At 50.0% G+C, this 13,573-nt stretch carries 10 protein-coding genes and 1 pseudogene; 7 read left to right on the forward strand and 4 right to left on the reverse strand.

Annotated features, from left to right (window positions below; translation table 11 throughout):
- Positions 1–615 precede the first annotated feature (615 nt).
- Together P4D80_RS17170 and P4D80_RS17175 are read left to right on the forward strand one after the other, a co-directional pair.
- Positions 616–1,173, forward strand: a complete 558-nt coding sequence (locus P4D80_RS17170) for an SET domain-containing protein (protein WP_421655231.1) — start codon at positions 616–618, stop codon at positions 1,171–1,173.
- A gap of 150 nt (positions 1,174–1,323) precedes the next feature.
- Positions 1,324–3,504: an ATP-binding protein gene (locus tag P4D80_RS17175; RefSeq protein ID WP_421655232.1), complete on the forward strand. Its 2,181-nt coding sequence runs from the start codon at positions 1,324–1,326 to the stop codon at positions 3,502–3,504.
- 754 nt (positions 3,505–4,258) lie between these two features.
- On the opposite strand, the gene dusB is transcribed toward P4D80_RS17175, so the two are convergent.
- A complete protein-coding gene (dusB, locus tag P4D80_RS17180; RefSeq protein ID WP_421655233.1) occupies positions 4,259–5,329 on the reverse strand; it encodes a tRNA dihydrouridine synthase DusB in 1,071 nt (356 codons plus the stop codon).
- A gap of 190 nt (positions 5,330–5,519) precedes the next feature.
- Here dusB and P4D80_RS17185 point away from each other — a divergent pair, with 190 nt between their 5' ends.
- On the forward strand, positions 5,520–5,777 hold the full coding sequence (locus P4D80_RS17185; RefSeq protein WP_421655234.1) for a chlororespiratory reduction protein 7: 258 nt from the start codon (positions 5,520–5,522) through the stop codon (positions 5,775–5,777).
- A 94-nt stretch (positions 5,778–5,871) separates the two neighbouring features.
- Here P4D80_RS17185 and P4D80_RS17190 read toward each other — a convergent pair whose 3' ends face one another.
- Positions 5,872–6,402, reverse strand: coding sequence for a DUF2854 domain-containing protein (locus P4D80_RS17190; protein ID WP_421655235.1), 531 nt, complete (start codon positions 6,400–6,402; stop codon positions 5,872–5,874).
- A gap of 313 nt (positions 6,403–6,715) precedes the next feature.
- Between P4D80_RS17190 and P4D80_RS17195 the strand changes: the two genes are divergently transcribed.
- Positions 6,716–6,973: a hypothetical protein gene (locus P4D80_RS17195; RefSeq protein WP_421655236.1), complete on the forward strand. Its 258-nt coding sequence runs from the start codon at positions 6,716–6,718 to the stop codon at positions 6,971–6,973.
- A gap of 307 nt (positions 6,974–7,280) precedes the next feature.
- Entirely contained in the window at positions 7,281–7,463 is a 183-nt protein-coding gene (locus P4D80_RS17200; RefSeq protein WP_421655237.1) for a hypothetical protein, read from the forward strand.
- A 95-nt stretch (positions 7,464–7,558) separates the two neighbouring features.
- Here P4D80_RS17200 and P4D80_RS17205 read toward each other — a convergent pair whose 3' ends face one another.
- A complete protein-coding gene (locus tag P4D80_RS17205; protein ID WP_421655238.1) occupies positions 7,559–7,957 on the reverse strand; it encodes a response regulator in 399 nt (132 codons plus the stop codon).
- 207 nt (positions 7,958–8,164) lie between these two features.
- Between P4D80_RS17205 and P4D80_RS17210 the strand changes: the two are divergent.
- Positions 8,165–8,293 (forward strand): annotated as a pseudogene (locus P4D80_RS17210) (IS982 family transposase); the annotation flags it as partial.
- A 6-nt stretch (positions 8,294–8,299) separates the two neighbouring features.
- Positions 8,300–8,437 carry a DUF433 domain-containing protein gene (locus tag P4D80_RS17215; RefSeq protein WP_421659554.1) on the forward strand — a complete coding sequence of 46 codons (138 nt, stop codon included), beginning with the start codon at positions 8,300–8,302 and terminating at the stop codon, positions 8,435–8,437.
- Between the two features lie 201 nt (positions 8,438–8,638).
- On the opposite strand, the gene P4D80_RS17220 is transcribed toward P4D80_RS17215, so the two are convergent.
- A complete protein-coding gene (locus P4D80_RS17220; RefSeq protein WP_421655239.1) occupies positions 8,639–13,372 on the reverse strand; it encodes a CHAT domain-containing protein in 4,734 nt (1,577 codons plus the stop codon).
- Positions 13,373–13,573: the final 201 nt, after the last annotated feature.

The following is a 13,573-nucleotide window of genomic DNA, read 5'->3' on the forward strand; positions in this document are numbered from 1 at the left end:
GAAAGTTTGGTTGGGGGTGTAGGGGTGGAACCTTGCTTGGGTTTTGGAACGAAAGAATCTTCAGTACAGGGTTGCTTTTCTTGCCGAATTCAGTATCAATTCAGAGGAAGCTTCCCCACACGCCTGCTAGGCTTTTATTATTGAACTATTAGCCACTTTCTAAAGTGCTTGGAGTTGGTGGCTTTCTAATTCATCAAAGGTGAAAGAACAGGTAAACTACTCTTTCATTTTTTGTTAATCTTGCTTTCCCAGCTATTTGGTGAAAGAGGATAATCCTAAGCTGTCGCCAGATTACTTAGAACACTGATTTAAGGGGGGGCGCTTCCAGCTAGAACCGCGTGCTCTGCCTCGCGCCTGGTGACTATAGCTGGTGACTATAGCTATAGACCTCCCAGAATTTCAATATTGCCTGGATGGTAAAGTCCTTATCCTTGAAAAGTCTATTGCCTCCATAGGGTTGATGAGTGCTCTGGTAATAAGCGCTGCTTATCTCTAGACTCTTAAGGGAACCGATTCGGTTTTACTGAGTAATTTTTTAGCCTGAATACTGTTTTGACTATAATGATGCATCCACACACAGAACTCCGATTCATCAACGAATCAATTGGATATGGTGTGTTTGCTACAAAACTGATTCCTAAGGGAACTATCACCTGGGTTTTGGATGAATTAGACCAGAAGTTTGATGAGTCCTACGTCTTTTCCCTGGATCCCCTTTTACAGGAGCGACTCATCAAGTATTGCTACCGGGACAACGAGGGAAAATATATTCTTTGCTGGGACATTGCCCGCTATGTGAACCACAGCTTTAATTCCAGTTGCATTGCAACCCCTTACAAATTCGAGGTGGCGGCCAGAGACATTTATCCTGGAGAAGAATTAACGGATGACTATGGCTACTTTAATCTAGATAGGCCCTTCTACTGTTTTCCAGAGCCTGGTTGTTCGCGTACCAGGGTTATGCCCAACGACATTCTGCGCTACTACAAGGAGTGGGATCAGAAGGCGGCAGATGCCATGCGCTACTTTAACCGGGTTGAGCAACCTCTGAAACATCTGATTGAACATAAATTTATTGATAAAGTGAATGCAATTGCACTTGGTAAGGAGAGAATGGACTCAATTCTTTTGTGCTACTACGATCGCTCTGCTACGATGAAAGCCGTTAGCTAATGGTCTGTCAAGCTCAATCTGACGGGTAGAGCAAGCTTTATGAGTTGATTTGGATTAAGTTTTGAAAATCTTCGGTCCAACAAAATCTTGCTGATAGGACACTGGTCACTCCGTGATTCTTCTGACAATCTATTTGGGTAACCTGGGGCCATGAACACGTTTTCCACCGCTGCGGAGTCTAGCCCACCGCGTCGTAAGCGGGGAACATCACTTTTGCGATCAGTTGGTTCCCGACTTTTTCTCTCAGTTTTAGCGGGTTCGCTGGTGGGTCTGGCAAGTACCTCGTTTCTGTCTTACCGGGAACTGGCCCGGCAATCTGAAGCAGAACTTCTTTCCAATTTACAGGTCAAAGCAGAGAGTCTAGAAGGAGACCTGAAGACCTTTGAGTATTCCACGAGACTAGTTGGCGATGCCGTAGAAACCCTGTACGAAGCTGGAGAGCGACGGGAGCAGGTCTACGTTAATCTCATCAACCGCTCTTTGCAAACCTCTCCCTTGGGGACTGGTCTGGGTTTTGGGCAACCACCTAACCAGCGGCTCATTATTCCCAAACGTAAGTATGCCTACCCTTACGCCGTGCGTGAGCAGAGTGGAAAAGTCATTGCTAAAGGCGGAGAATCCAACCAGGAAGATTTTGAGGCGGACTATTTCAAACTGCCCATCGCGGCAGGCAAACCTGTTTGGCTGGAGCCAGAATCCTATCTGGAAACAACGTTAAATCCACCCAAGCGCCTCGTCAGTACCGCCTATTCCATGCCGCTCTACAGCAAGAAGAAAGAGCTGCTCGGAGTCCTCAGCCAGGATTTAGAGTTGGGGTTCCTCAGCCAAAAGCTGGGGGTGAAAGTCATGCGGGATGACGGGAACTTTATTCTGGTCAGTGCCAAAGGTAACTTGATCGCCTACCCTCCTGCTCCTCAGGAGGCCTTAGCCCTAAAGCCCTTTCCCCACCTCAACAACTACAGCGAGCTGTGGCATCAGATTCAGCAAAGGTTAAAGGCAGGGGAGAAAGAAGGGATTCTGCACTGGACCGATGAGACGGGTAAGCGGGAATTTTGGGCTTATGAACTCATTCCAAATAACAACTGGGTCTTAATGGCAGTAGTTCCGGAGTCGGTGGTTCTGGGGCCGGTTGTGCGGTTTACAACTCTGGGGGCGTTGGGGTCTGTGGTGGGTGCTTCTATCCTATTGGCAATCGTGGTGGCGATGTTTGTCCGGCACTTAAACCGGCGGTTGCAGCCCATTATGGATGAGTGTAACCGTCTGGCAGAAACAAGTGCTAAGAGCGAAGAATTGATGAACCGGGAAGATGAACTGGGCCGTCTGACCATTTCGTTTTACGCTTTACTGGGGCAGGTGACAGTGAATGAGCGGCGTTTGCGGCAGGAGATGGCAAAGTCTGAAAAAGCATTGCAAGCCCTCCAGCAAACCCAGGCGCAACTGATTCAAACCGAAAAAATGTCGAGCCTGGGACAGATGGTGGCGGGGGTTGCCCACGAAATCAACAATCCCATCAACTTTATCTACGGTAATTTGCCCCATGCCGCAAATTATACGCAAGATTTGCTGAAGCTGATTAAACTGTACGATCAGAAGTATGGAACCAGGGATCCGGAGATCGAAGAATACCGTAAGGAAATTGACCTGGATTTTCTAGTGCGGGATTTGCAAAAGATGCTGGACTCTATGAGCATTGGAGCAGACCGGATTCGGGAAATTGTGCTGTCGCTGCGCAACTTTTCTCGCCTGGATGAGGCTGAGATGAAACGGGTCAATATCCATGAAGGAATTGATAGCACGCTACTGATCTTGCAAAACAAGCTGAAGGAAAGTCCGGGACACCCGGCCATCCAGATTGTGAAGCAATACGGTAACCTACCACTGGTGGAGTGCTATGCCGGGCAACTGAATCAGGTCTTTATGAATATTTTGAGTAATGCGATCGATGCGTTGGATCAGTTTAATCAGCGGCGATCGCCTGAAGAAATTGCCGCAAATCCCGCAACCATTACGATTCAAACAGAATTACTACATGGTCGGGTATCTGGATCTACCGTTATTCGCGAAGAGGATGAGCCGGAAAAAGTGCCAATGGTCTGCATTCGCATTCAGGATAACGGTCCGGGTATCCCGAAGGAGTATCAGAGTAAACTGTTTGACCCGTTCTTCACTACTAAACCCATCGGCAAGGGAACGGGTTTAGGGCTATCGATCAGCTATCAAATTGTGGTTGAAAAGCACCAGGGTGTACTCAAATGTGTTTCTGAACCGAGGCAAGGAGCAGAGTTTTTGATTCAAATCCCAGTTCGCCATAGGGCGCAGAGAAAGATGTAACTTTCTAAATGAAAGAGGCTGGGGATGGTCCCGCTGGGCCATACCTTCATGGTGAGGACCGACTGAATTGGGCTGTAGCGAATTGGAATAGTTTACACCTGGAATTTGAGGCGTATTACGTCTTCGATCAATTTTACGGTTAGGATAACTGCGATCATCAAAATTAGCCGCATTATAACTCTACGCGGGTGCGTTAGGACATTGGAATGAGAGAGGGAGTGGGGGCTTCGCCCCCAACCAGGGGTGGAACCCCTGCACCCCGTCCTAACCATAATGACTACCGCTATAAAATAGTTAAACTCGTCAAAATATAAACCAAAATATAAACAAAGAAATCGGATTAAGAAACACCCTAAACTTCCAGCAATCCAGGACTAGAGGCTGGATATCCATTTGTTAATTTCAACAATAGTTTGTTAATTTCAACAATAGTGGCTGAAGTAGACGGTTTGTCGAAAGAAAGGACTAAGTTCTCCATCGAAAAATTGATATTCTCAACGCAAAATTAAATATAGCGATCCTTCTTGAAATTTGAACGAGATGTAGAGGTTCCACCCTTGCTCGGGGGTGCAGCCCCCACTCCCCTTGTTCACAAATAGTTTGTGAACGCTATCGCAGTCCTAAATCAGTTGTGAGATGGAGAGGCTTGTGGGCAAGAGTTCTGCAAGAATTTTTGCTCACAAGCCGAATAGGATCGCTATACTTTACTTTCCTAAAGTGACGCTCTAGGGAATATCCTTGCTGGCGATCGCGCTCAAATCATCACAAATTGATCAGTTTCAATATTCTGCTCTGCATTCATTTCAAAACTTTCATGCTGGAGTAGGCGGTCAATCGCCTTATCCAATAGGTCGATTCCCTGCTGCACATTTTCAATCGTGCTCAGTTGTCCACGCAGTTCAGCCGCTCCCATAAAACCTTTGGAATACCAGGTCATATGTTTGCGGGCCTGACGGACGCCGCGATCGCCCTTGTATTCCCAGAGCATCCACAAATGCTCACGGGCACACTGCAAACGCTCCACAGGGGTTGGTGCCGCTTTTTCCTCCCCAGTTTTCAGAAAATGATCCACTTCACCGACCAGAAATGGGTAACCCAGTGTTCCCCGTGAACACATGACTCCATCTGCGCCAGTCATCTCCAGGCACTTCACAGCCGCTTCAACGGAGAAAATGTCTCCATTGGCAATAACAGGAATAGAAAGGATTTCCTTCACTTTACCAATCCATTCCCACTTAGCCGGGCCATTATACCCCTGGGCACGGGTACGCCCATGCACCGTAATCATCTGCGCTCCAGCATCTTGCATTCGTCTGGCAAAATCCAAAATGTTGATTTCCTTATCCGTCCAGCCAATTCGAGTTTTGACAGTCACAGGTACATTCACTGCCTGCACTACCGCCCGGACAATCGCCTCCGCTGTTTCCGGCTCCCGCAACAGGGAGGAGCCACCCCCGTTTTTAGTAATCTTGTTCACTGGGCAGCCCATATTAATATCGACTGTATCTGCCCCTTCCTCGACAGCCATTTGGGCTGCTTCTGCCAAAAAATCTGGACGGCAATCAAAAAGCTGGATGCTAATTGGGCGTTCTTGCGGGTCAACCTCCATAATTTGGGGCAACTGTCTCACGTAATGCAGCCCAGTTGCATTGACCATCTCCGTATACATCATGGAATCTGGTGCATAGCGACGCACCAACCGCCGAAATACCAGATCGGTTACACCTGATAATGGCGACTGCAACACCCGGCTTTGAACCTCAAAGTTGCCGATCTTCAGCGGTCTAGCAAGGTGCTCCTTTAAAGCAGGGGAGAGTGTAACCATAATCATCAACCAACAGCCCAAATTGCCATTGTATAGCAGTAGCTACAGGGATTGCAGTGGCGAGTGAGAGTGGGGGCAGGAGCTAGAAGCCAGAAGTCAGGAGCCAGAAAGGAAAAAGCGAAATAATGTTTGAGAGCGGTGAAGAGTAAGGTGCCAGAATGGAAGTGAGTTCACTCCAATGGAGACTGTGATGCCAGACCCTCGACTTTATGAAAGTGATACCTATGTTCTGTTAGAGCCGGGTCAAGCAGAACGGTTTTTTTCAACTTCAGAGATGCTAGAAAGGCTCCAAAAGGTTTTGGCGGAACTTCAGGATGAATTGCCTAGAGACTTGCAAAAATTTTCTTCAGTTCAGGAGCAGGCCAAGTATTTGCTAGAAACATCCTGTGAACTGGAGGTAGAACCGGGGCAGTTTTTGCAGTGGTATGCGGTACGGTTGGAGAAGTGAGACAAAAGGCAAAGTAGAGAATTAGGTTCTCGCACATATTCTCGTATTTCTTTTCACTCTTAACAGGGAGCGAGGAGTAGGAAGTGATCCCCACTCACTTCTTTTCACCTGTTGCAACCAGTGCCAGGTCAATGCGATCGCCCTCAGGCTGGCTCACCTCCACTCTAACTCCTGGCGCAAAGAAGCTGGTCATCTTCTCCTGTTTCTGCTGCCAGGTGGCTAAAGGAATCTGGGGTGATTCAAATTCTAAAACCAGCGCATAGCAACCCTCTCGCTCCTCTTCTCGAATACCGATCAGGTCCGGTCGCTCTTCATCAGTAGGGCTCAACCCCAGGTAATTCAACGCGCTCTCAAAATGAGCTTTTTGACCGTAACGGTAGCGCATCACATCATTACGGATCTGATTTTGAGTCGCCGTGGCTTGCTGCTCGCGTAAAGCCAGTACGTGTTCAGGTGTTGGTTGGCTGAAAGAAACAGGCTTCAATTCTGCGGCTTTGAGAGCCAGCCCACCTAGTAGAAGGGGGATGCCATAGAAAAAGCCAGCCAGATTTAACGTAGGGTTGTTTGTAAAATAAGCCACAAAACCAACCAGCGTAAGGAGGCTCCCCACGCTTAGACCCAACATACCAAGAGAGGTTTGACGTAACATAGAGGAAGGTTTTGTTCAGGTTTACAACAAGTCATTCTCAATTCATTATCTCGCTCTCTGGCGATTTACGAATGCCACATTTATTCCAAACCTATTTGGGTGTTAGAGGCTGAGATGGATGGGAAGAATTAGTGAAAGGAGAATAGCTTTTAGTTGCTGTGCCTTTCTCAATGAAGCTCTCACTAATGAAGCTCTCACGATATTGCAGATTGGTTGCCTGTAACAAAAAAACAGAAATATGTCAGTATGCTATTAATCTCTGCTGCATCTTCCTCAGTTGGCTCTCCTTATGATCAAAAATAACGATCAGCCCGCCGTTTGCAAAAGCTCCTTGGTTGAGCAGCTCAACTCACTCAAACGAGAGGATGAGATGCTTTACAACATTCTGGCAGTTGATATTTGGGCGTTAGCGAAAACAATGGATGAATATCAGCCAGGGTTTTGGGCCTCATTTATGAAGAACCGGGAACAGGCGCTTAAGCGGTTCATTGATGAAGTAGTGAAAAGTAAACCTGTTGATGTAAAGCGCCCACCTTTTTTGCGGTAAGTTGGATCCGACCATCTTTCCCCTCTTCCACCTAAATACCAATGCTTTATGAAGCTGTATATTATCAACTCCCGGCTGTCGCCGTCCCCCTTACCAAGGGGGACTACAGAGGGTTCTAATTCTATGTATCCTCATATTGAATTGGTATAACGCCTGCCCCCTGTTGTATAGCAGTCCTAAATGGTTTCGTGAAGTGAAAAGGCTTTTTGAAAAGGGATTCCGCCGAAATCCCTTTTCAAAATCCAGATAGGATCGCTATAGAATAAATACTTGAAATTTGCTGTCCTGAGGGAGGGAGTTGGTTATTATGGAACCTGAAACAATTCAAGAGAGAGTTTCTGTAATTAAGGGCAAGCGTGAAGCATTAATACGCCTTTTGGAACAGCCAGACCTGGGTACGTTAAGAATTGATGTCAATCAGGCAATTGAAGAAATGGATGACTTGCTGGAGGAGTTTAAGCAAACTTTTCCCGATCTGGATTTGAACTAATTAGATCCCTAACTTCTGAATTGGCCTTAGCCCATAAGCCAAAAGGTTGTATTAATAAAGTTGGGGGTTCTGGTTTTAATTTTTGGCTTTCTGGCTTAACTGCCGGGAACTTGTTGGCTAAGCTGCCTGACCATTCTAATCAGATCACTGGTTGCGGTGTCTTTTGTACAAAAGGCGTCAAAGTTTGCGGTTTGAATCATGACCTCAGTTTGAGGATCCTCTAGTGAGGAATAGGCAAGAATTTGAATGTCTGGGTAAGCTGCTTTGATGTGGGTGGAGGCGCTGAGTCCATTCATGACGGGCATTTGCAAATCTAGAATGATCACATCTGGGTGATGTTGTTTCACCAGTTCGATCGCTTCCATCCCATTACTCGCCAACCCGACCAGTTCAATGTCTCGCTGGTTGCGTAAAGCCAGACTTAAGCTAAATCGAGTGAGTTCGTGATCATCCACCACTAGAACACGAACTTTTGATTTGTCCCAGGTTAACATTCGGTATTCTGCCAGCTACTGAAGGATCGACTCTCCAGAAAGAGTCAATACCAAGCTTAGTAGGAGAGAGTTCAATAACGCCTCTACCATACGAATTAATTCAATCCGCGTTTCTGCCTAGACAGAAGGCGGGTGAGTGGCCAGGAAGAAGAAAGAAGTCAGGAAACAGGAGTGGCCAAGGGAGCAAGGGAGTAAGACGAAAGGGGGATTGAACATTCTCGTCTCCGTTCTCCAGTTAACTGCTTGGTCAACTTAGTCTGCGGTTTGATTGCCTACTGTCATCAGCCGAAGAAGCCTTCACTCATTATTGATACTGCTTTGCCTGCTTCTGCTTAACCCAAACTGACGTTACTTAGTAATCGAACTCGTGTACCAATGAAAACCCTGCTTGATTATCTTGAAGCTGGTGATTCATTAGAGATATTTCTAGATCATTTTCCTGGTGTTAGTGAGAACAGGCGATCGCAGCTCTTGAATTAGTAAAGGAAATGTTGACAGCCGATGCGAATCCTGCTTGATGAATGTGCCCCACGTCCTTTAAAGCGTGAGCTTGCCGATTACGAAGTACACACAGTTGTCGAGATGGGATGGTCAGGGAAAAAGAACGGTGAATTTGTCTGTTAGGTGCTCAAGGTTATCCAGATAAGATTGCTATAGTGGTAGGCATTGTGGTTAGGATGCTTACCATGGACTACCAATCAGAGTAAACGACGCCCAGTAGTAGGGATGGTTTAATGTGCGCTTACTCCCCACTACTAAAGTGGCAGGCAGCACCAGTCCTCCTCCCCGTGAGCCACGCAACTGATCACCATCAATCTGTACCTCCCCTTTCAGCATGGCAATTTGCGCCTGTCTGAGAGCCTCCGCCTTAATCGGAGCGGTTTGTAGCTGGCGGTAAAACTCGGTCATCAGCGCCAGGGTGCCCTCATCACTGACACTCCACAGGCTGGCCAGAGCCGTTTTAGCCCCAGCTTGCACCGCAAATCCAGCAAAGCCCAGTTCAGCATCATCGCTGCCCAAAGCAGTACGGCAGGTACTCAGAACCAGTAACTCTACTGGCGGGTTGCTCCAGCCCAATTGACGAAGCTGGTCAAGCTGCAAACGGGTATCCCAGAGCTGAATGTAAGAATTGCTCAGGGCACCTGGCTGAAACTCACCATGGGTTGCCAGGTGAATGATTTGATAGGGTTCCTCGGTTCGCTGGGCTCTCAGGTTGGCCAGGGTAAAGTCCTGGTTGAGGAAGGAACTTCCCCGCCACAGGTCTTTAGTAATCACTTTCAGTTCCGTCGGTACAGCAGGCAGGGGCGGCTGGTCGGCAAACTCCGACGCCCCCATTGCTAGCACCGTCGCGTTCTTGAGACTGGTGTAGCGGGTATCGGTGAGGCTGAAGCTGGGCATTAACCCAAAACTGTACTTCTCCACCAAAAACTGTTTACCATCATGCAGCGCCACCATTGGAATAAACCGCAAGCCCGTATCTGAGATGTAGGCCAGGTTGCCAATTCCTCGCGCCTGTAGCTCTGACTCAATCGGAGCCACCATCCAGCGATAAAGCTGCTGGGCTGCGTTCAGATAGCTAGTGGTGCGTACTTTGCGGGGATCGGTAACTTCGTTAATAAAGCGTCGGGCCATTTTGAGTACCTGGCCTCTGGTCGCTCCAGCAACCAGCTTCCGAATCGGTTTTCCCTCAGCCGTTACGACCACCAGTTCTAACTGATCCTGGTCACTGGGGGGAAGTTTCTGTCGCAGTGTTTGCGATCGCTGCTTCTGGGCAACCTTCCCTGGCTGGGTATTGGGCTGTCCAATTGGATTGTTGACGAATGATTGACCGGGTGAAGGTGGATCTGCCCTGTTTTTGCTACCAGAATAGGCGTTTGCCCAGGCCATTTTTGCAGGAAATTTTGTGGGTTTTCCTCTTTCCGTGGCAACACTGGCCGGAATGAAGGACGCGTAGACCAGGGCGGGTTTGACCCCGGTTTCCAGTCTGATGCGATCAAGGATGTTCTCGGCATCACCCGCATTCAGCGTTGGAAGATCATCTGGAATATCTAAGTACTCTTCAAACTCAAGGTTGGCATCCTCTTCCAGACTGGCTACGTCTGAGTCGCCCGGCTCATCCAGAAAGGAGCCATCCCCATCCGGCAGATCCAGGAATAGGTCCTCTTCAGATGTATCGGCAAGGTCAGAGGAAATCTCTTCCTGGTCATCCAGTGGAATGTCTGGCCTCCCCTGATTGCCATCTCCACCGCCATCACCGGGATCAATGGGGGGCGGAGGGGGTGGGGAAGTCGTCGTGATGATATCAATCCCTGTGGTTGAGAAACTGCCAGGGAAAGAGCGGATAGGTTCAATGGTGCTGGGTGCGGCAGCCGTTCCAGTGACCAATCGACCTGCTGTGCCGTTGATGGCGGCATCTCCAACTACAAACTGAACATCGGCCAATCCACCACCATGCTCAATCCGGATAGAGCCAGAGGTTCCTGCGCCACTGCTATCAATGGTTGGGGTAGTGGCGCCATCGATAAAGCCAGTTCCTCGCACAAACCGACCTGCGGTAATCGATACGGGTGCCCCGGCTGAACCAGCTCCAGTTCCAACAGCACTGATGCTGCCAAAGGTTACGTCACTGTTACTGCCAGGGGCCGAGAGTGTCACAGCTCCCGCCTGAACATCGCTGTTGGTGAAGATATTGCCCGTGGCGATCGCCCCACTGGCACTGGCGATATCCACGTTGCCAGCCCGATATCCCAATCCGGTAAAACTGCTGGTGTTAATGTTGCCAACCGTGATATTGCCTGCTGCATCCAGATTCACATCCCCACCATTGCCAAACTCTGGGCTGGAAGTGTCAATGTTCCCCAGGATCAGATTGGCTCCAGAGATGGTCAAATTCTGACCATTGGCAACCAGACCATATCCAGCCCCCATAATGAACGAACCCGCCCCATCTCCATCTGCATCAGCTCTAAAGGTAACGGATGAGGAGTTGAACAGGTTCAGCACCCCATCCGCCAGGGAAGCCACTGTGATGTCGTTGGTCGCTTCCAGGATGATATTGCCGTAGCCAAATCCTTCTAACGCTCCTTCAGAAACGGTGATGGACGCGCCGGGAAAATCGGTGCTGAAAATATCCGGTAAGGCCGTGTCACCCGTACCGTAGCCATAGGCTCCCGCCACAATGGTGATATTGGTCGGGTCGAGGAGCAGAGTGCCAGGGTTGCCCGCAGGCGCAGAAACATCCGCAAATCCCTGATAAACCAGGTCTTGCTTACCCGACACCTCAACAAAACCACCATCTCCTGAAAGGGCTCCACCCCGTGCGCTGATGTTGCCATAGAAGCGGGTAATTTGGTCTGCCCACAGGATGACGCGGCCCCCATTTCCATTCCGCAAGCTATCTGCATTGATGGTGGAACTGGCGTCTACAAAGGTACTTTGGGCATTGGGCACCGGACCGCGCCCCTGATAGTCTCCGCCAATCCGAACGGTTTCCCCTCCGGTCAGCCCGGAAGCATTGATAGTGGCTCCAATTAACCCCACCTGGGTTCCCAAAACATTCACCAGGAGCGGCGTTGGCAGTGGAGAGTCGGGAATGGGGCTGAGGGAGGCATTGGAGGTGGTAATGCTACCAGAAACAATGGCCGTCCCCGGATTGGTCGAAACTCGCAGGCTCGATCCGCCCAATTGAATCGTGCCATCCGGGTTGACCGTAACTCCCGTTGCACTGGTCAGATTTCCACCCGTCAGCAGTTGGGGCAGGGTGAGGGGAGTGAAGGGAAGGGGGGCCGGAGAAGCTCCAGAGGACAGAGAAGGAGTGGTGGTGGGGATAAATTCCAGATTCAGGAGACTGTCTTGCTGGCTCAACCGCACCAGGTTGCTGCCTGGAACAGCGGCGAGAGTTACCTGTCCGCCCGGTGCAGAAAGTTGCCCGGCGTTGAGGACGGTGCCGCCTAAGAGGATGAGCGATCGCTCATCCTCAACCGCCAGATTCCCGGCATTGACGATCGCCCCCGGTTGCGCCATTGTAAAGGCGAAGGTGTCAGGAGTGCCAACCAGAGCTGTGTAGTCATTGGTTCCCACCGCATTGAACCAGCCTGCGCACCTCACCCCCGGTCCTGCACAGCCAAACCCAATCCCATTAGCGGTGGTGGCTATAAATGACCCTGGCACATTCAATCGGGCATTGGGACCAAAAACAATGCCTGCCGGGTTCATTAAGTACAGGTTGGCATTACTGCCCGTGACCTGGATCAGCCCGTTAATGATCGAGGCATCTCCCCCCGTGACCCGTCCCAAAATATTTTGGACAGACGGATTGGAGAGAAAATTGGCGATTTGCCCCGCATCCAGCCCAAACCGCTGAAAGCTATGGAACAGATTGGCTCCAGCCTGGGTACCGCCGGTGATATCGAGGCGATCGCCAGTGGGCGTAACAATAGTGTTGGTGCCGTTAGGGGTAGGCGTAATGGATTGGGCGCGGACCGTTCCAGCAGGACTGAGGGTAGCCAGCGGCAGGGCCAGCAAGAGGGGGACGACGCAGAATTTCGGCGGGGAAAGCGGCTGCCTCCATCCTTCCCTAAACAGGGGCACCAGAAAGGCTGCTCGCTTTTTCCTCATCTCAGTCCCCGTGCCGCAGGCGGGAGATGGACGGAGCCCCACTTGCTTGCGACGCAGGACAAAGCGCCCCTCCGGGAACTGGATGTGAATTTCCCACTGGTCAGACAGTCCCCGTCGCTTCAGAGCCTGACGAATGATGGCGCGCGATCGCAGCACCTGTTCAATCCGCCATTCATGGGAAGCATTGCCCCCATGGTGGCGGTAGTAGTAAAGCGGCTTGCGGACATGGCTTACCCGGGTCACTTCGGACAAGCGCAGGCAGAGGTCATAATCCTCAACATAGTCCAAAGAGCCATCAATGCCTCCCACCTGGTCAAACACCGATCGCCGGATCAGGCGAAAGTGGAAAGTCATAAAATCTAGTAGCAGACGATCTCTGGAATAGGGGATCTGGCAGCGGTAGCCATAGCCCAGCATCTGCCCGGACTCATTCATATCCAGGTAGTCGGTGTAAACCATCCCCACATTCCGGTGGGCATTGAGGATGGCTACGGTTTCTTCCAGAGCTTTGGGATCCAGCAGGTCATCACTGTCTACCCAACCCAAATAAGTACCTGTGGTATTCGCGATCGCCGCCTGGAGAGCGGGTACCCTTCCTGCATGGGGAGCGGCAATCACACGCACCCGGCGATCGCAGCGGGCATACTCCTGCGCAATCTCCAGGGAGCGATCCGTTGAACCATCATCCCAAACAACCAGTTCAAAATCTGAATAGGTTTGAGCCAGCACACTTTCAATCGCTGCACCCAGATAATGTTCCCGGTTATAAACCGTGATGACCAGAGAAACCAATGTCACGCCGATTCCCTCCAAATGCAAGGCATCCTACGACCACCATGACCCGGCTCACACTTGCTAGTGAGAGAAGTCATTCAGCCACCAGTGCTAACGCCACTCCCACTAACCCAGCCAATATGTCATCACTGATGTAGAGCTCCTGAATAATTTAACGCTTACAGCCGTTTTTATTGACATTCACCCCACTTCGTACCCATTACC

Source organism: Leptothermofonsia sp. ETS-13 (assembly GCF_049200465.1).
Lineage (GTDB): Bacteria > Cyanobacteriota > Cyanobacteriia > Leptolyngbyales > Leptolyngbyaceae > Leptothermofonsia.

Bases quoted from the DNA above. Each gene is read 5' to 3' on its own strand.
- P4D80_RS17175 (WP_421655232.1), top strand. From the start codon at position 1,324: ATGAACACGTTTTCCACCGCTGCGGAGTCTAGCCCACCGCGTCGTAAG.
- dusB (WP_421655233.1), bottom strand. From the start codon at position 5,329: ATGGTTACACTCTCCCCTGCTTTAAAGGAGCACCTTGCTAGACCGCTG.
- P4D80_RS17185 (WP_421655234.1), top strand. From the start codon at position 5,520: ATGCCAGACCCTCGACTTTATGAAAGTGATACCTATGTTCTGTTAGAG.
- P4D80_RS17190 (WP_421655235.1), bottom strand. From the start codon at position 6,402: ATGTTGGGTCTAAGCGTGGGGAGCCTCCTTACGCTGGTTGGTTTTGTG.
- P4D80_RS17195 (WP_421655236.1), top strand. From the start codon at position 6,716: ATGATCAAAAATAACGATCAGCCCGCCGTTTGCAAAAGCTCCTTGGTT.
- P4D80_RS17200 (WP_421655237.1), top strand. From the start codon at position 7,281: ATGGAACCTGAAACAATTCAAGAGAGAGTTTCTGTAATTAAGGGCAAG.
- P4D80_RS17205 (WP_421655238.1), bottom strand. From the start codon at position 7,957: ATGTTAACCTGGGACAAATCAAAAGTTCGTGTTCTAGTGGTGGATGAT.